The following is a 17075-nucleotide window of genomic DNA, read 5'->3' as shown; positions in this document are numbered from 1 at the left end:
TCCCTCCGGCTTATTCAGACCACTCCCATGGCCGGGTGTATACGCCCAGCACTTTTGCAACATCGTCTTCCGAAGATCCGTTCGCGTCAAGCTGCGCGACGAGGCCGCGTTTCTTATCATCAATGACAGAAACCACTCGCGCCGCCAAACCGGCATCCTCGAGGGCACCGTTGTAGATACGAGTGATGGCCTGTTTCCGCAGATCAGGCTTGAACACCTTGCCAACAGCCGTTTTGGGCAGCTCATCCAGAATGGTCATGTGCTTGGGTTGCGCCGCGCGTTCATGCACGTGAACCTTGCAGTAATCCATCAGCTCTTTCTCGGTGACAGACGCGCCCTCGACCAGCTCGACAAAGGCGCAGGGAACTTCACCGGAATGCGCATCCGGCTGGCCGATGGCACCGGCAAAAGCAACGGCCTCGTGACCCAGCAAAGCCTCTTCGATCTCGGCAGGGTCGATGTTGTGACCGCCACGAATGATCAGGTCCTTGGCGCGACCGGTGATCCACAGATATCCATCTTCGTCGAAGCGCCCCAGATCGCCCGTGCGCAGGTACTTGTCGAAGTGATACAGGTTAACGTTCTTGTCGGCCTCAGTGTAAGTATTGCCCGCATAGACACCAGGGTTCGAGATGCAGATCTCACCGATTTGATCAGTGTCGCACTCGGTCGGTCCATCTGGCCCATCCTGCAAGATCTTGACGTCTGTATAGGGGAACGGAATACCGATCGATCCAATCTTTTTCTCACCATCCACCGGGTTGCACGAAACCAGACACGTGGCCTCTGTCAGACCGTATCCTTCGACAATGGTGACGCCGGTCGCTTCTTCAAAGCGGCGGAACAGTTCCACGGGCAGCGGAGCCGAGCCCGAGAAGGCCGTTTTTACGCTTGAGATATCGGCATCGACCGGGCGCTGCATCTTGGCTGAAATCGCGGTTGGCACGGTGATGATGAAGCTCACCTTCCAACGCTCGATCAGCTTCCAGAAATTGTCGAACACCCCGTCGCCGCGATATCCCTGTGGCGTCGGGAAAACCACATGGGCACCGGATGATACGGCCGCCATCACAATCACATGCACCGCAAAAACGTGGAACATGGGCAGCGGGCACATGATGACGTCGTTTTCGTCAAACAGAAGCGTGTTCCCCAACCAGCCGTTGTAGATCAGGCCGGAATACTTGTGCTGCGCCACCTTCGGCATACCCGTGGTACCGCCGGTATGGAAATAACAGGCGACACGATCTTCTTTGCTGTCTTCAAACGTCAGCTTCGTCGGTTGCTTGGCCAGTTCCGTGTGGAAGTTCTTGTAATCCGCATGGGCAAGCTTTTCCTTGTCGCCCATCTTGGGGCGCAGGAACGGCACCAGCCATGATTTGGGCGGGGTCAGATACCGATTCAGGTCGATTTCCAGAATGGTATTGACCTTGGGTGCGTGGCGCACCGCCTCTTCGACCTTCTGCGCGACATCTGTTTTCGGAAAAGATTTCAGCGTCACCACGACCTTGGCACCGGTCTCGCGCAGGATCGCGGCAATCTGTTCCGGTTCAAGCAAGGGGTTGATCGGGTTCACGATCCCCGCAACCGCGCCGCCCATCATCGTGACCAGTGTCTCGTTGCAGTTGGGCAGCACATAGGCGACCACGTCCTTTTCACCCACACCCAGCGAGCGGAACAGGTTCGCCGCCTGGTTGACCTGAGCCAGAAGTTGCGACCAGGTCAGGGTCTCGGCCTTGTCCGTCGGGCCCGAGAACAGTTGGAAGCTCATGGCATTGTGGTTGGGGAACTTCCCTGCGGTGCGCGACAAAAGCTGGTGGAAGGTGACAGGCAAATCCCGATCCTCCCACGGCATTTCCTGTTCCATGCGCTTCTTGTCTTCCAAACCCACAAAGGCCATGTGGTTCCTCCCGTATTATTCTCCCGCGTTTTGCGCGGGCTTGTTGTTCGCAACCAAGATGGAAGCAAAACGAACCTCGCGCAAGCGAGGCCTTAGCCTTCAAGGGGAGTAAAATGTAGAATGACGCTACGGCGAATTCGCAAGTGCCGGAGCGTCACTCTTATTCTGCGGCGACACCATCGGTGAACTGCAACCGGGCAAGGCGTGCATACAGCCCGTCCTGAGACACCAGATCCTCATGGCGGCCTTGTGCCACGATGCGGCCTTCCTCCAGCACGACGATGCGGTCGGCTTTCTTAACCGTCGCCAATCTGTGCGCGACGATTAGGGTCGTGCGGCCGGCGCGCATCTTGTCCACCGCGCCCTGCACTGCGCGTTCGCTTTCCGCATCCAGCGCCGAAGTCGCCTCGTCCAGCAGTAGAACCGGCGCGTCGCGCAGGATTGCGCGGGCAATGGCAATACGCTGCTTCTGCCCCCCAGACAGCATGACACCGCGTTCGCCGACAAAGCTGTCATATCCTTGCGGCAAGGCCGCGATAAAATCATGCGCGGCAGCGGCCCGCGCGGCGGCCTCAACTTCTGCATCCGAGGCGTCCAGACGGCCAAAGCGGATGTTTTCCCGCGCGGATGCGGCAAAGATCACAGGATCCTGAGGCACCAGAGCCATGTGGCGGCGGAAATCAGACCGGTTGATGTCGCGCAGATCAAGACCGTCCAGCGTCACGCGGCCCGAGTTCGGATCATAGAACCGTTGGATCAGTTGGATCACGGTTGTTTTTCCCGCCCCGGATGGCCCGACGAATGCGACCGTCTCGCCAGGTTTCACCAGAAGCGACAGATGATCCAGTGCAACCGTATCGGGCCGCGCGGGATAGCGGAAGCTGACATCTTCAAACCGGATTTCGCCCTGAATGTTCTTGGGAAGCGCTTTGGGATTGGCAGGGTCGGTCACGGTATCTTCTGCATGCAGTAGCTCGACCAGACGTTCGGTGGCCCCCGCCGCACGCTGAAGTTCGCTCCAGATTTCGGACAGGGCGGCGACCGAACCCGCCATGATGATCGAATAGATGACGAACTGGATCAGAACACCTTCGGTCATCACGCCATTGCGTACGTCATTGGCACCCATCCACAGAACGCCGACAATGCCGGAAAAGACCAGAAAAATTACGATGACGGTCAGCACCGCGCGGGTTTGAATACGGCGCAGCGAGACGGCGTAAGATGTCTCGGTCATCTCGCTGAACTGCTGGCGGCTGGCCAGTTCATGAGAAAATGCCTGAACGGTCTGTACCGCGCCCAATGCCTCACCCGCGTTGCCGGACGAGGCCGCGATCCAGTCCTGATTCTCGCGGCTGATCACGCGCAGACGGCGACCAAGTACAAGGATCGGCACGATGACCACTGGGATCAGCAACAACACCAGCCCGGTCAGCTTGGCGGATGTCAGCAGCATCAGAACCAGTCCGCCAATGAACATCAGCATGTTTCGCAGGGCAATGGACACGGACGAGCCGAGAACAGATTGGATCAGCGTCGTGTCAGTGGTGATCCGGCTCAGCACCTCTCCGGTCATGATTCGCTCATAGAATTCCGGGCTCATACCGATGACCCGATCAAACACCGCCTTGCGGATATCGGCCACCACCCGTTCGCCCAGACGGGTCACAAGCGCATACCGAATACCGGTGCCCACGGCCAGAACGGCAGCGATGACCAGCGCGGCCAGAAAATACCAATCCAGAAGCTCTCCATCCTGAATTCGGAAATTGTCGACCACGCGCCGCACCGCCAATGGCAGCGTGAGGGTCATGCTGGCCGTCAGAATCAACGCCAGCGTCGCGCCGATCATCAGGAATTTGTAGGGTTTCATGAACGGCCAAAGCGAGGCCAGAACCCCAATCTTCTTTGAACGGGCGCGTTCCTCGGAAGCTCCGGGCGCGGCGATATGCGTTGGCTTGCTGGCGGCTTGTCTTGCCATGTCTGGCCCTTGTGTCCTGAACCGTACTGAGTGACCGCTTTCTTGGAGGTAGCGGCAGGTATGGTCAAGCATCACAACCGCAATCGGCAGGTCGAAAGGGCCATTTGACGCAGAATTTCAGGGAAGGCGTGGAGCGGGTAGACGGAATCGAACCGACATAGCCTGCTTGGAAGGCAGGGGCTTTACCATTAAGCTATACCCGCAAATGGTTTGCGCTGGTTAAGTCATGCTTTCGGGATCGTCAAGCCGGAAGTGGCAAATTTAGTGGCGCAATTTTTCCGACACGGCTCGGCCCGTCAGTCCTGATTGCGAAATATCCGGGTCGAGGAAAAGAACCGCTCCAGTTCTTCGATCCGCTCCTTGCTTTCTTCCCAACGCGCCTCCTGCACTTCGGCAATCAGCGTTTCCGAGATCAACTGCAAGGCAATGGTCGAATCCCAACTGGATGGCGCCTCGACCAATGCGTGGAAGGAATAATTGGCGGTCTTTCCGATCGGCGATCCCCATTGGTCCGTAAACAGAACAACGGTGACGCCGCGGCCCGAGGCAACCTGTGCCAGCTTCTCCAGATGCGCCTCGTAGCGGCGGATGTCGAAGATCACCAGAACGGATGATTTATCCATATCCAAAAGGTATTGCGGCCAGACATTCGCCGAATTGCCCAGCATCGTCACGTTGGGCCGGATGATCTGCATGTGATTGAACAGATAATCCGCATTTGACCGTGTGATGCGGCCACCAACGACATAAAGATGGCGCTCTGTCTCGGCCAAAAGACGCGCGACGGCATCGAACATCTCTTTGTCCAAACGTTCCAGCGTGTGGCGCATGTTGGTCCATACGGCCTGGGCAAAGCGCGTTGTCGGATGTTCTGCCTCATCATCCACAACCCAGGCGTCCCGTTTCGAAATCGGCTTTTTGATCTGCGCCGCAACCTCTTCGCGCAGCGCATCCTGCAAGTCGGGGAACCCGTCAAACCCAAGCTTGCGCGCCATGCGAATGACGGTCGGGGTCGAAACCTGCGCCGCAGCGGCCAGCTTGGTGATCGATTGCAAACCGGCCATGGGATAATCCTGCAACAGGACCGAGGCCAATTGACGTTCAGACCGTGTCAGATCGTCCAGTTCATCCTGAATCCGCTGTTTGACAAGTTTGGCAACGGTGGCCATCGGCGCCCTCGTTTCTTGAATTTGTTACAGAATATGTTCGTTTGAAATTTTGTCTACAGAAATTTTCTTGACAGGTGAGAAGTTGCTGTAACAAATGCTACCTATGTGTCACGAGACCGAGTCATCATTGCTTTTGCCGACCGAAGCCCCGGCAGCCCGCGTGCTCAATGCGCACGGTTGCGCGCCTGCCGTGCTGATATGCGAACATGCAAGCCGGTTTATTCCGGCCGCGCTGGATGGATTGGGGCTGGATGAGGCGGCGGCCAGCTCACACGCGGCCTGGGACATCGGCGCGCTGGACCTGTCGGTGGAGCTGATGGGCGCTTTGGATGCGCCGCTGGTCCACTCGCGCGTCAGTCGCCTTGTTTATGACTGCAACCGCCCGCCCGAACGCGACGATGCCATGCCGCAGGTCAGCGAAGTGTTTTCCATTCCCGGAAACATGAACCTGACAGATGCTCAGCGCGCCCAGCGGGTTCGCGACGTGTATGAACCTTTCAAAACACTGGTTTCATCCACTTTGGACGAACGGCCCAAACCTCCGGTTGTCATCACGATCCACAGTTTCACGCCCGTCTACAAGGGAACCCCCCGAACGGTAGAGCTGGGGATTCTTCATGACGAAGACGACCGCGCCGCGCAGCTGATGCTGAGCCACGCGGAAAGCTCGGGATTGCGCGTGGCTTTGAACGAACCTTACTCGGCCACGGATGGCGTCACGCACACGTTGCGCGAACACGCGGTCCGGCGCGGGCTTCCAAATGTCATGATCGAAGTTCGAAACGATCTGATCGACACAGTAGACGGCGTGAACCGCATTGCGGGATTGCTGACGCCAATTCTGCAATCGGTCATCCAAGACTTATCGCACGCAGAGGCGAAACCATGAGAGCAGAGGTATCGGGATGAATTTCATGCGGGGATATGTGGCGGTCATTGACCGCACGAACCGCTGGATCGGACGCTTCGTCATGTACGGCATCTTCGTCATGATGGGCATTCTGCTCTGGTCCTCGATTTCAAAAACCTTTTTCCTGCCATCGCTTTGGACCCTGGAAATGGCCCAGTTCGCAATGGTCGCCTATTACATTCTGGGCGGCCCCTATTCGATCCAGATGGGGTCCAACGTCCGCATGGACCTTCTGTACGGCGAATGGTCCGACCGTCGTCGCGCGTGGACGGATGCGATCACCGTCCTTTTTCTAATCATCTACCTGGGCGTGATGATCTACGGCGGATACGACTCTCTGAGCTATTCGCTGCAATATGGCGAACGCAGCCCGACCGCGTGGCGTCCATATCTGTGGCCAATCAAGGTCATCATGGTCGTGGGTCTGTTCCTGATGTTGCTTCAGGCGATCTCGGAACTGTTCAAAGATATTCTGCGCCTCAGGGGCGATGACATCCCGCGCGAGGTGATCTGATGTCTTACGAATTGATCGCCATCCTGATGTTTTCGACCATGATGTTGATGCTGCTGACCGGGCAGCGCGTTTTTGGCGCGATTGGATTTGTCGCCGTGATGGCCGCCCTGTTTCTGTGGGGGGATCGCGGCGGCTATGACATTGGCTTTTCGGCCGCCATGAAGCTGATGAAATGGTACCCGCTGCTGACCCTGCCGATGTTCATCTTCATGGGCTATGTTCTGGCCGAATCCAAAATTGCAGACGATCTGTACAAGATGTTCCACGTCTGGATGGGCGGCCTGAACGGTGGGCTCGCGATTGGCACGATCGGTCTTATGGTGCTGATCTCGGCCATGAACGGGCTGAGTGTCGCAGGCATGGCCATCGGCGCGACCATTGCGCTGCCGGAACTGCTGAAACGCGGCTATGACAAGAAAATGGTGACCGGGGTAATACAAGCCGGATCGTCATTGGGTATCCTTGTGCCACCCTCCGTCGTGCTGGTTCTTTACGCGATGATCGCGCGCCAGCCTGTCGGGCAGCTCTGGCTTGCAGGGCTGCTTCCCGGGCTAATGATGGCCGCAATGTTCATCCTTTACATCGTGATCCGCTGCCGCATCAACCCGGCGTTAGGGCCCGCCTTGTCAGCCGAGGAGCGCGACGTGCCCATGACAGAGAAACTGCGCCTGTTGCGCGCAGGCCTTCTGCCCTTGGGTATTTTTGCCGCGATGATGGTGCCCTTCGTCAACGGCTGGACCTCGCTGGTTGAAAGCTCGGCCATCGGTGCGTTGACGGCGTTCGCCGCAGCCATCCTCAAGGGCCGTATGACACGTGAGGTTTTCGAGACGTCTGTACGGTCAACGCTGGGCATCACCTGTATGTTCATGTGGATCATCCTGGCTGCGCTTGCCTTTGGCGCTGTTTTCGACGGTTTGGGCGCCGTTCGGGCAATCGAGAACCTGTTTACCGAGCGGCTGGGCCTCAACCCGTGGGTGATCCTGATCTTGATGCAGCTCAGCTTTATTCTGATGGGCACGTTTCTGGACGATACGGCCATGTTGGTGATCGTCGCGCCTTTGTACGTGCCGCTCGTGGGTGCATTGGGGTTCGACCTGATCTGGTATGGGGTTCTGTACACGATCACCACCCAGATCGCCTATATGACGCCGCCCTTCGGCTACAACCTGTTCCTGATGCGCGCGATGGCGCCGCCAGAGATATCGCTGCGCGACATCTACGGTTCGATCCTGCCCTTCGTGATGGTGATGACGCTGGCGCTGGCGATCATCATGACATTCCCGCAGATCGCGCTGTGGCTGCCTGAATACATCTACAACAAATGATCCCGGATCAAACCGGGGCTTCGCGGGCAATCCCCGCACAATCGAAACTGACCAACGGAGAGAGAGAATGACGAACAGACGTACATTTCTGAAAGGTGCTGCGGCCGCTCCCGCCGCTGCTCTGGCGACGCCTGCACTGGCGCAATCGACCATCAGATGGCGGATGCAGACCTATGCCGGCCCGGCGCTGGCCGAACACGTGATCGACCCGGCCATCAAGATGTTCAACACGATCGCCGGAGACCGGATGCAGATCGAGCTGTTCTATGCCGACCAGCTGGTTCCGACGGGCGAGCTGTTCCGTGCCATGCAGCGCGGCACGATTGATGCCGTGCAGTCGGATGATGACTCGATGGCGTCGCCCACCGAGGTCACCGTGTTCGGCGGCTATTTCCCCTTTGCCTCGCGCTACTCGCTGGACGTGCCGGTTCTGTTCAACCAGTACGGGCTGAACGAGATCTGGGACGAGGAATACTCGAAAGTCGGCGTCAAGCACATCTCGGCCGGTGCCTGGGACCCGTGCCACTTTGCAACGAAGGACCCGATCAACAGCCTGGCAGACCTTCAGGGCAAACGTGTGTTTACCTTCCCGACCGCGGGCCGCTTCCTGTCTCAGTTCGGCGTTGTGCCGGTCACCCTGCCCTGGGAAGACATCGAAGTCGCGGTTCAAACCGGAGAGCTGGACGGCATCGCGTGGTCCGGCATTACCGAAGACTACACTGTCGGCTGGGCGGATGTGACCAACTACTTCCTGACTAACAACATCTCGGGCGCCTGGGCCGGTTCGTTCTTTGCCAACATGGACCGCTGGAACGAGCTGCCCGAAGATTTGCAGACCCTGTTCCGCGTCTGCACCGATCAGTCACACTATTATCGTCAGTGGTGGTACTGGGGCGGCGAAGCCAGCCTGCGCGTCAACGGAGACAAGATGCAGCTGACGTCGATTCCGGACGAAGAATGGGCAACCGTCGAAGCCGCGGCCGTTGCCTTCTGGGACGAGATCGCAGCCGAATCCGAAACCAAGGCGAAGGTTGTTGAAATCTTCAAACAGTACAACGCCGACATGCTCAAGGCTGGACGGCCCTACCGCTACGGCTAAGAATTGGCCAAACGACCCGCCCCTTGCGTGGGGGCGGGTCTGAAAGAACGAAAGGCCGATGAAGGATTTCGGCAAAGACAAAGGTGGCACATGCTCACGTTCGAACATCTGAAAACGCAGGTATCCGAAGGTTCGGTTGATACGGTTTTGGTCTGCATGGTGGACATGCAGGGCCGGTTGATGGGCAAGCGTTTTCACGCGGGCCATTTCGTGGCTGGCGCATGGGAAGAGACCCATTGCTGCAACTACCTTCTGGCCACCGATCTGGAGATGGCGACACCCGATGGCTACGCCTCGACCAGTTGGGAACGGGGCTATGGCGATTATGTCATGAAACCGGACCTCAGCACCCTGCGCCCGGTGCCGTGGCTTGAAGGCACGGTGATGGTGATGTGTGACGTGCTGGATCATCACACGCACGAGGAAGTGCCGCACGCGCCGCGTTCAATCCTGAAAAAACAGGTCAGCCGTTTGAAAGCCATGGGTTATGACGCCATGACGGCGACCGAGCTTGAGTTTTTCCTGTTCGAGAAAAGCTTTGACCAGATCCGCAAGGAAGGATTTCGGGATCTGGAGCCGATCTCGGGCTATAACGAAGACTATCACATCCTTCAGACCACCAAGGAAGAGCATGTGATGCGTCCGATCCGCAACCATCTGTGGGATGCGGGCATTCCGGTTGAGAACTCCAAAGGTGAGGCCGAGACCGGACAGGAAGAGCTGAACATCAAATACGCGCCCGCGATGGAAACGGCCGAGTATCATTCAATCGCCAAGAACGCTGTGAAAGAGATCGCGTGGCAACATGGTCACGCAGCGACGTTCCTGCCGAAATGGCACCACGAGAAAGTCGGCAGTTCATCTCACGTGCACCAGTCACTGTGGGCGGATGGACAGCCTGCTTTCTATGACGCCGGGGACGATCTGGGCATGTCGGCGCTGATGAAAAGCTATATGGCTGGGCTGCTGAAATATGCCCCTGATTACACTTATTTCATGGCACCTTACATCAACAGTTACAAACGCTTCATGAAAGGCACCTTCGCGCCAACGCGGATCATCTGGTCTGTGGACAACCGCACCGCCGGGTTCCGCCTGTGCGGTGACGGCACCAAGGCCGTACGCGTCGAGTGTCGAATTCCGGGCTCAGATATGAACCCCTATCTGGCGATGGCTGGCATGCTGGCGGCAGGGATCGCGGGCATCGAGGAAGGGCTGGATCTGCAACCGCCGACCAAGGGCGACGTATATCAGGGTGAGACTGCCATGATCCCGGGCAACCTTCGTGCGGCGCGGGATGCGCTGCACGGATCGGTCATGTTGCGCGCGGCCATGGGCGATGACGTCGTCGACCACTATACCCGTGCCGCAGAGGTCGAGATCGAGGAGTTCGAACGCGTGGTCACGGATTGGGAAATTGCCCGCGGGTTCGAGCGGGCGTGAGGTCGGGTCACGCTGGGGGCTCTGCCCCCAGACCCCCGGGATATTTTGGGCCAGATGAAGCAGGGATCCTGTTTCTTTCGGAAATGGAGTGAAAATGGGGCAGATGTTGAAATGTGTCTCGCCGATCGACGGATCGGTTTTTGCCGAACGTGAAGTGTTGTCGCGAGAGGCCGCGTTCGGGGCCGCGGCGCGTGCTCGGGCTGCTCAGGCGGAATGGGCAGCCCGTCCGTTGCAGGAGCGGATCGATCTTGTGATGGCGGGTGTGGCCGCCGTTGGCGCCATGAACGATGAGATCGTGCCGGAACTGGCCCATATGATGGGACGCCCGGTGCGTTATGGCGGCGAGTTCGGTGGATTCAACGAACGCGCCAGCCATATGGCGGAGATTGCCGAGACGTCCCTGGCAGATATCGCCGTCGGCGAAGACGAAACGTTCAAACGCTACATCAAGCGCATTCCTCATGGGGTGGTCTTTGTGGTGGCGCCCTGGAACTATCCCTATATGACGGCGATCAACACGGTCGCACCGGCGCTGATCGCGGGCAATACGGTCGTCCTGAAACACGCGACACAGACGCTGCTGGTGGGCAAGCGCATGGCAAAGGCGTTCCATTCGGCAGGTGTGCCCGAGGACGTGTTCCAGAATGTGTTCCTGAGCCATGACGTGACCAACGACCTGATCGCGGGCAACGCATTTGACTTCGTGAACTTCACCGGATCAGTCGGCGGCGGTCAGGCGATGGAACGTGCCGCGGCGGGCACGTTTACCGGCGTCGGCACCGAGCTGGGCGGCAAGGATCCCGGCTATGTCATGGACGACGCCGACCTGAATGCCGCGGTCGACACGCTGATTGACGGTGCGATGTTCAATTCGGGCCAGTGTTGTTGCGGAATCGAGCGGATCTATGTTCACGAGAGCCTTTATGATGACTTCGTCGCCAAGGCAGTGGACATTGTGAAGGGTTACAAGCTGGGCAATCCGCTGGATGCCGAGACGACGATTGGCCCGATGGCCAATGTGCGGTTTGCCGATGAGGTGCGAGCCCAGATCGCCGAGGCGGTTGCAGCCGGTGCGGTTGCGCATATCGACACCTTCGCTGAAGACGACGGTGGCGCGTACCTGACACCGCAAATCCTGACCAATGTCACACATGACATGCGCGTGATGCGGGACGAAAGCTTTGGGCCCGTGGTGAGCATCATGAAAGTGTTCTCGGATGAGGAGGCCATCGCCTTGATGAATGACAGTGAGTTTGGCCTGACTGCCAGCCTGTGGACCCGCGATGTGGATCGTGCAGCGCGGGTAGGTGACCGGATCGAAACCGGGACCGTGTTCATGAACCGCGCCGATTATCTGGACCCCGGCCTGTGCTGGACGGGCTGCAAGAATACCGGGCGCGGCGGCGGTTTGTCCGTCATCGGATATCACAACCTGACACGTCCCAAATCCTACCACCTCAAAAAGGTAACGGGCTAAGGACGACGGCCTGCTTCGGACCCACCCCCTCGCCGAAGCAGGCCTTATTTTGCAAAGGAAACCTGACATGACACTTGTTGGAAACTGGTCCTATCCGACCTCCATCAAATTCGGAGCCGGGCGCATCAGGGAATTGCCCGAAGCCTGCGCCGCCGCCGGAATGAAGAAACCATTGCTGGTCACGGACAAGGGGCTGGCCGATCTGCCCATCACCAGCGCGACACTGGACATCATGGAAGCCGCGGGACTGGGCTGCGGCCTGTTCAGCGATGTGGACCCCAACCCGAATGAGAAGAACCTTGAAGCCGGAGTTGCGGCCTATAACGCAGGTGGTCATGACGGGGTGATCGCCTTTGGCGGCGGCTCTGGTCTGGATCTGGGCAAGATGGTCGCCTTCATGGCCGGTCAGACGCGCCCCGTTTGGGATTTCGAGGATATCGGCGACTGGTGGACACGAGCCGATGCCGACGTGATCGCGCCAATCATTGCCGTTCCGACCACCGCAGGGACAGGATCGGAAGTGGGCCGCGCGAGCGTCATCACCAATTCCGAGACCCATGCCAAGAAAATCATCTTTCATCCCAAGGTTCTGCCGACCGTGGTGATTTGCGACCCGGAGCTGACCGTCGGGATGCCCAAGTTCATCACGGCAGGAACTGGCCTGGACGCCTTCGCGCATTGTGTCGAAGCCTTCTCGAGCCCGCATTATCACCCGATGAGCCAGGGCATCGCGCTGGAGGGTATGCGACTGGTGAAGGAGTATTTGCCCCGTGCCTATGCAGACGGCACCGATATCGAGGCCCGCGCCCAGATGATGAGCGCCGCTGCCATGGGCGCAACGGCTTTCCAGAAGGGCCTTGGCGCGATCCACGCGATGAGCCACCCAATAGGTGCGGTATTCAACACCCATCACGGCACCACGAACGCCGTCTGCATGCCCGCGGTGCTGGACTTCAACGCCCCGGCCATTGCAGACCGGTTCCAGCAAGCTGCGGCATATCTGGGCATCGACGGCGGCTTCGATGGTTTCCGCGCCTTCGTGCAGAATTTCAACGACAGCCTTGGCATCCCCCGCACATTGTCCGAATTGGGTGTGACCGAAGCTTCTATCCCAGAGCTTGTCGAAGGGGCGATCATCGATCCGTCATGCGGCGGCAACCCGATTGAGTTGACGAAAGACAACCTGACGCAGCTGTTCAAAGCAGCGCTTTAAGAAACCAAAGGGCCCGGCGAAACTTGCCGGGCCCTTCGCGTTCGGATTGCCAAGATAAGATCAATGCCCGGTCAAAACCAGAGTGTTCACCGGCATCAGGATCAAACGCAGGCGCAGACCCGCGGCATGTACCACGCCGATCGTGTCGACCACGTGCAGAAAGGCCGCCTCCCAAAAGCCCAGATCCTCGTGCTCCAGCCGCTCGTGGTTGTCTGTGTAGACATTGGCCAGACAATTGCTGCCCGGCGGAATGTCATCGGCCATACCTTTGTATAGCGGCTCCATATAGACCAGAATCGAGCCCGGATTGTTGTTGGTCTGCACGTCCCGCAATTCGTCCGATGGGCGGATCTGGCCGGACGGGATGACATCCTGCACCTCGACCACCACGGTTGGGATCACGGTGAATGGCTTTGTCATGCAGCCCAATTCACCAATCATGCCCGGCTTGATAACCTGGGCAGAGAGCTGGTTGAAAGCGGCCTGAAAACGATCATGCCCTGTGTGCGATGGCACAAGAATGCCCGCGGGGCGCAACAATGGGCTTACGTAGTCACCGACCTGAAGGCCGAACTGTTCGACCCGCCCTGTGACGCCCGCGGTGATCACCGTCTTGTCCAACTCGGTCTGCGCAGCATCCAGTTGCGCAATGGCACTGGCCAGCTGCGCGGGGATCAGTTCTTCGATCTGCTGCTCAACCGCAGCACGTTTGGATTCCGCTGCAAGAACCTGGGCCTCTCGCTCGGCGACAAGGTTTTCCAGCCTCTCAATCTCGGCCAGTCTTACGGCGCTTGAACCCTCATCTCGCAAGGTTGTGTTGCGCTCAAGATCCTCCAGAGACTGCGCAAGCGCTGCCTTGGCACCTGCAATTCCAGCTTCCGCCTCGGCCAAATCGGTTTCCGCAACCCTAAGCGAGGCCTGCACCTGTGCAATCTGCGCATTTGCCGCCTGAACCTGAGCAGTCTGGCTGAAATCCTCGATCCGGAAGATCGGTTGTCCTGCGGTTACCAGTTCGTTGTTCTTGACGAAAACCTCGGAAACACGACCGCCCAATTGCGGCAGAATGGTCACCGTTCGGAAATAGGATGCCGCGGTTTTGCTGGCCGGATGAAAATAAAACAGTGTGGTAATGACGGTCAGCGCCAGAATGGCACAGGTGGTCAAACCCCAGCGCAGTTCGTACCACATGGTGAACAAGGTAATCTCGTGACCGATCCGCTTGCCCTGTACAAAACGGCGGAACAGATAGTCGGGCAGCACCGTTATCAGGGCGCAGAGCATGGTCTCGATCATATGGCTTGCTCCTGCGCGTCGCTGGGTTCGGATTCTGACGATGCCGGCACCGTTGTTTCAGGCACTGGTTCCAGAACAGGTGACCGACCCAGAGAACGAATGGCATCGGCAATGTTTCGAAGCGGGGTGGCAAAATCCGGAAACTGAAACCCTGCGACCAATATTGCAGCAACCCAGAAAAGCCCATTATGGGTAAATAGCGCCAGCAGCGCCAGAATACCCACCAACTGAAATTGCGGGTGATTGTTTTCGTGGGCCATTTTTTCAGGAACCGAATGCAGCGTCAGGTATCCGACACCGATCAGCACCACGAGAACGACGAAAAAAACGACCATGGCGGAGAAAAGGTAATCGCTTCCGTCAGCTGCGACAACATATCCTGGAATATGCCCTGTGGCCATTGGATGAACGTCTGCTGCGGTCACCTTACCCTCCTGTTTATTTTGATACTTCTTTGACCGGGTTGAAGCACAATTTCAAGGCTGCTTATAGTCCGGAAAACCAAACGCGTGGCGAATGAGGAGCTTTGGCGTCAGCATGAAACTCAAGGAACCTGTAGCGTCTCTGTACAGGATGGATCGCAAGTCATGATTGATTTCCTGATAGTCGGAGGCGGCATCGCCGGGCTGAGCGCCGGTGCGCGCCTGTCGCAGCACGGAACCGTGGTGGTTCTGGAAGCGGAAGATGCCCTGGGCTATCACGCCTCGGGCCGGTCAGCGGCGTTGTTCGAAGAAAGCTATGGACCGCCTTCGGTCGTCGCATTGAACAAAGCGGGGGCTGCCTTTCTTCATACGCAGAATGGCGGTTACCTGACCCCGCGCGGATTGATGCTGGTCGGGGCAATTGACCAGCCCGACATGTTCGAAGCCGATTGCGCCGATCTGAACATGGTGAAAATACCGATGGATCAGGCGATATCGCGCGTTCCGATTCTGGATCCGGACAAGGTCGGGTTTGCAGCCATCAGCGAAGCGGCCTTTGACATCGATACGGATCGCCTGTTGCAGGATTTCGCCCGGACCATCCGGCAAAACGATGGAACGGTTTCGACGAAAAGCAGAGTCACCGGCATTCGAAAAGAAAAGCACTGGGTGGTTGAGGCCGGTGAGATCTTTGAAGCCCGCACTCTGATCAACGCAGCAGGGGCCTGGGTGGATGAGGTTGCACAGCTTGCGGGGCTGCCCGGTATCGGCCTCACACCTCGCCGTCGGTCGATGGCGCGTCTTCCCGCCCCCGGAGGGCATGACGTTTCCATCTGGCCGATGATGCTGGGCGCCGGCGAAACATGGTACGCCAAACCGGATGCGGGCAAGCTGCTGGTCTCACCATCCGAAGCCGATCCAGTTCCGCCACAGGATGCTTATGCCGATGATATGGTGCTGGCAGAAGGTCTGGCACGGTATGAGGAACTGATGACCGAGCCTGTCACAAGGGTGGAAACGAATTGGGCGGGCTTGCGCAGTTTTGCCCCGGACGGGACCTTGGTGCTTGGGCGCGACCCGCTGGACCCTTCGTTTGTCTGGTGTGGCGGTCAGGGCGGGTATGGTTTTCAAACCTCACCGGCGGCCTCGCAACTGCTGTGCGATCTTGTTGTCGGAAACACACCCGAGCTGGAACCTGACATAATAGGCATGTTGACCCCTGACAGGCTGGAACGATGATCAAACGCAGCCTCCCCTCTTCTGCAAGCGTCGCCAATGCGTCTGAAGATGGCAAGCTGGTGGCCCCGGCAGCATCCCGGAACACGGACGCCCTGTGTGCTGTGTTGCAAGAATGGGGCCCGCCCCAGGGCCACGCATTGGAAATCGCAAGCGGGACTGGTCAGCATGTCAGGGCCTTCGCCGAAGTGCTGCCCGGGCTGACCTGGCAGCCTTCGGAAGTTGACCCTGAGCGGCGCGTGAGCATCGATGCCTATACCCGCAACCTGCCCAATGTCGCGCGGGTCGCAGAACTGGATGCAGCGACATCAGGCTGGCACAGGCGGTTTTTCGGCCAGGATCTGATCGTTTTGATAAACTTGATTCACTTGATCAGTTGGCAGGAAACCAGAACCATCATTTCAGAGGTCGCACAATCCCTGTCACCAATGGGCCGGTTCATCTTGTACGGCCCGTTCAAACGTTCGGGCAAACTCATCAGTGACGGGGATGTCCACTTTCATAAGGCTTTGATCCAGCAAGACCCGCAAATCGGCTATAAAAACGACGTGGACATTCTGAACCTGTTCGAAAACGTCGGCCTGCTCGCGCTGGCACCGGTCGAAATGCCTGCCAACAATCTAGCGTTCATTGCCGAACGCCCTGACGTCTGATCGAGATCAAAGTCAAACAGCCGCAACCCAATTCATATTCCAGTTGCTAGATATGAAGAAGGGCACTCAGCAATGGCATGGCAAGAAAAACTCTCGGCAACACGAAAGAGTTTGCGAAACCTGAACGGATCCATTCCCGATACGTCACGCGCATTCGGAGCGCTTGGCAAAGCCGTCAAAGAGGGCGGGACGCTCGACTACAAGACCAAGGAATTCATTGCGTTGGGCATGTCAGTCACCCTGCGATGCGAACCCTGCATCACCCTGCACACCGAAGCTTTGATCAAGGCCGGTGCGACCCGGGAAGAAGTGTCCGACGTGTTGGCCATGGCGATCCAGATGGGCGGCGGCCCAGCCATGATGTACGCGGCCAAGGCGCTGGAATGCTTCGACGAACTGTCTGGATGACAAAAAGAAAAGGCCCCGAAGGTTTCCGGGGC

The 17075-nt window shown here is 58.2% G+C and carries 15 protein-coding genes and 1 tRNA gene; 10 read left to right on the top strand and 6 right to left on the bottom strand.

Going from position 1 to position 17075, the window contains the following annotated elements; genetic code table 11:
• Nucleotides 1-10 precede the first annotated feature (10 nt).
• The 4 genes from ACR0LI_RS01540 to ACR0LI_RS01525 all read right to left on the bottom strand — a co-directional run bounded on the left by ACR0LI_RS01540 (nucleotide 11) and on the right by ACR0LI_RS01525 (nucleotide 5050).
• Entirely contained in the window at nucleotides 11-1900 is a 1890-nt protein-coding gene (locus tag ACR0LI_RS01540; RefSeq protein WP_171722846.1) for an acyl-CoA synthetase, read from the bottom strand.
• A 160-nt stretch (nucleotides 1901-2060) separates the two neighbouring features.
• Nucleotides 2061-3881 (bottom strand): ABC transporter transmembrane domain-containing protein, encoded by a 1821-nt coding sequence (locus tag ACR0LI_RS01535; protein ID WP_480717905.1) that lies wholly within the window; start codon nucleotides 3879-3881, stop codon nucleotides 2061-2063.
• 129 nt (nucleotides 3882-4010) lie between these two features.
• Nucleotides 4011-4084 (bottom strand) — tRNA-Gly (locus ACR0LI_RS01530).
• Between the two features lie 93 nt (nucleotides 4085-4177).
• Entirely contained in the window at nucleotides 4178-5050 is an 873-nt protein-coding gene (locus ACR0LI_RS01525) for a MurR/RpiR family transcriptional regulator (RefSeq protein ID WP_171630773.1), read from the bottom strand.
• 127 nt (nucleotides 5051-5177) lie between these two features.
• Here ACR0LI_RS01525 and ACR0LI_RS01520 point away from each other — a divergent pair, with 127 nt between their 5' ends.
• From ACR0LI_RS01520 to ACR0LI_RS01490, 7 genes are all read left to right on the top strand, one after another.
• Nucleotides 5178-5939 (top strand): N-formylglutamate amidohydrolase, encoded by a 762-nt coding sequence (locus ACR0LI_RS01520; protein ID WP_480490724.1) that lies wholly within the window; start codon nucleotides 5178-5180, stop codon nucleotides 5937-5939.
• Between the two features lie 16 nt (nucleotides 5940-5955).
• Nucleotides 5956-6474, top strand: a complete 519-nt coding sequence (locus tag ACR0LI_RS01515; RefSeq protein ID WP_152458809.1) for a TRAP transporter small permease subunit — start codon at nucleotides 5956-5958, stop codon at nucleotides 6472-6474.
• Nucleotides 6474-7799 (top strand): TRAP transporter large permease, encoded by a 1326-nt coding sequence (locus ACR0LI_RS01510; protein WP_171114700.1) that lies wholly within the window; start codon nucleotides 6474-6476, stop codon nucleotides 7797-7799. The genes ACR0LI_RS01515 and ACR0LI_RS01510 overlap by 1 nt, the downstream gene beginning before the upstream one ends.
• Before the next feature lie 67 nt (nucleotides 7800-7866).
• Nucleotides 7867-8898: a TRAP transporter substrate-binding protein gene (locus ACR0LI_RS01505; protein ID WP_170343589.1), complete on the top strand. Its 1032-nt coding sequence runs from the start codon at nucleotides 7867-7869 to the stop codon at nucleotides 8896-8898.
• Nucleotides 8899-8988: 90 nt separating this feature from the next.
• On the top strand, nucleotides 8989-10341 hold the full coding sequence (locus ACR0LI_RS01500) for a glutamine synthetase family protein (protein WP_171205338.1): 1353 nt from the start codon (nucleotides 8989-8991) through the stop codon (nucleotides 10339-10341).
• A 94-nt stretch (nucleotides 10342-10435) separates the two neighbouring features.
• Nucleotides 10436-11818, top strand: a complete 1383-nt coding sequence (locus ACR0LI_RS01495) for an aldehyde dehydrogenase family protein (RefSeq protein ID WP_480717904.1) — start codon at nucleotides 10436-10438, stop codon at nucleotides 11816-11818.
• A gap of 67 nt (nucleotides 11819-11885) precedes the next feature.
• On the top strand, nucleotides 11886-13031 hold the full coding sequence (locus tag ACR0LI_RS01490) for an iron-containing alcohol dehydrogenase (protein ID WP_480490729.1): 1146 nt from the start codon (nucleotides 11886-11888) through the stop codon (nucleotides 13029-13031).
• Between the two features lie 60 nt (nucleotides 13032-13091).
• Here the strand turns inward: ACR0LI_RS01490 and ACR0LI_RS01485 are convergent, their stop codons facing one another.
• Together ACR0LI_RS01485 and ACR0LI_RS01480 are read right to left on the bottom strand one after the other, a co-directional pair.
• A complete protein-coding gene (locus tag ACR0LI_RS01485; RefSeq protein WP_480717903.1) occupies nucleotides 13092-14324 on the bottom strand; it encodes an HlyD family secretion protein in 1233 nt (410 codons plus the stop codon).
• The gene (locus ACR0LI_RS01480; RefSeq protein ID WP_245217997.1) at nucleotides 14321-14725 is read right to left on the bottom strand and encodes a hypothetical protein; all 405 of its coding nucleotides are present in this window, start codon (nucleotides 14723-14725) and stop codon (nucleotides 14321-14323) included. The genes ACR0LI_RS01485 and ACR0LI_RS01480 overlap by 4 nt, the downstream gene beginning before the upstream one ends.
• 186 nt (nucleotides 14726-14911) lie before the next feature.
• On the opposite strand from ACR0LI_RS01480, the gene ACR0LI_RS01475 reads away from it, so the two are divergent.
• The 3 genes from ACR0LI_RS01475 to ACR0LI_RS01465 all read left to right on the top strand — a co-directional run bounded on the left by ACR0LI_RS01475 (nucleotide 14912) and on the right by ACR0LI_RS01465 (nucleotide 17043).
• Nucleotides 14912-15985: an NAD(P)/FAD-dependent oxidoreductase gene (locus ACR0LI_RS01475; RefSeq protein WP_480717902.1), complete on the top strand. Its 1074-nt coding sequence runs from the start codon at nucleotides 14912-14914 to the stop codon at nucleotides 15983-15985.
• Nucleotides 15982-16635 carry a DUF938 domain-containing protein gene (locus ACR0LI_RS01470; protein ID WP_480485392.1) on the top strand — a complete coding sequence of 218 codons (654 nt, stop codon included), beginning with the start codon at nucleotides 15982-15984 and terminating at the stop codon, nucleotides 16633-16635. The genes ACR0LI_RS01475 and ACR0LI_RS01470 overlap by 4 nt, the downstream gene beginning before the upstream one ends.
• A 72-nt stretch (nucleotides 16636-16707) precedes the next feature.
• Nucleotides 16708-17043, top strand: coding sequence for a carboxymuconolactone decarboxylase family protein (locus tag ACR0LI_RS01465; RefSeq protein ID WP_210092677.1), 336 nt, complete (start codon nucleotides 16708-16710; stop codon nucleotides 17041-17043).
• The last annotated feature ends 32 nt before the right edge of the window (nucleotides 17044-17075 follow it).

The sequence above is a fragment of the Ruegeria sp. CL7 genome (assembly GCF_056536445.1).
The sequence above is the reverse complement of the archived record's forward strand: the minus strand, read 5'-3'. Positions and strand labels throughout refer to the sequence as shown.

Excerpts from the sequence above, each read along its gene's own strand:
- ACR0LI_RS01470 (WP_480485392.1), top strand. The coding sequence starts at position 15,982 with ATGATCAAACGCAGCCTCCCCTCTTCTGCAAGCGTCGCCAATGCGTCT.
- ACR0LI_RS01540 (WP_171722846.1), bottom strand. The coding sequence starts at position 1,900 with ATGGCCTTTGTGGGTTTGGAAGACAAGAAGCGCATGGAACAGGAAATG.
- ACR0LI_RS01515 (WP_152458809.1), top strand. The coding sequence starts at position 5,956 with ATGAATTTCATGCGGGGATATGTGGCGGTCATTGACCGCACGAACCGC.
- ACR0LI_RS01510 (WP_171114700.1), top strand. The coding sequence starts at position 6,474 with ATGTCTTACGAATTGATCGCCATCCTGATGTTTTCGACCATGATGTTG.
- ACR0LI_RS01475 (WP_480717902.1), top strand. The coding sequence starts at position 14,912 with ATGATTGATTTCCTGATAGTCGGAGGCGGCATCGCCGGGCTGAGCGCC.
- ACR0LI_RS01495 (WP_480717904.1), top strand. The coding sequence starts at position 10,436 with ATGGGGCAGATGTTGAAATGTGTCTCGCCGATCGACGGATCGGTTTTT.
- ACR0LI_RS01465 (WP_210092677.1), top strand. The coding sequence starts at position 16,708 with ATGGCATGGCAAGAAAAACTCTCGGCAACACGAAAGAGTTTGCGAAAC.
- ACR0LI_RS01535 (WP_480717905.1), bottom strand. The coding sequence starts at position 3,881 with ATGGCAAGACAAGCCGCCAGCAAGCCAACGCATATCGCCGCGCCCGGA.
- ACR0LI_RS01490 (WP_480490729.1), top strand. The coding sequence starts at position 11,886 with ATGACACTTGTTGGAAACTGGTCCTATCCGACCTCCATCAAATTCGGA.
- ACR0LI_RS01485 (WP_480717903.1), bottom strand. The coding sequence starts at position 14,324 with ATGATCGAGACCATGCTCTGCGCCCTGATAACGGTGCTGCCCGACTAT.
- ACR0LI_RS01525 (WP_171630773.1), bottom strand. The coding sequence starts at position 5,050 with ATGGCCACCGTTGCCAAACTTGTCAAACAGCGGATTCAGGATGAACTG.
- ACR0LI_RS01480 (WP_245217997.1), bottom strand. The coding sequence starts at position 14,725 with ATGGCCACAGGGCATATTCCAGGATATGTTGTCGCAGCTGACGGAAGC.
- ACR0LI_RS01500 (WP_171205338.1), top strand. The coding sequence starts at position 8,989 with ATGCTCACGTTCGAACATCTGAAAACGCAGGTATCCGAAGGTTCGGTT.
- ACR0LI_RS01505 (WP_170343589.1), top strand. The coding sequence starts at position 7,867 with ATGACGAACAGACGTACATTTCTGAAAGGTGCTGCGGCCGCTCCCGCC.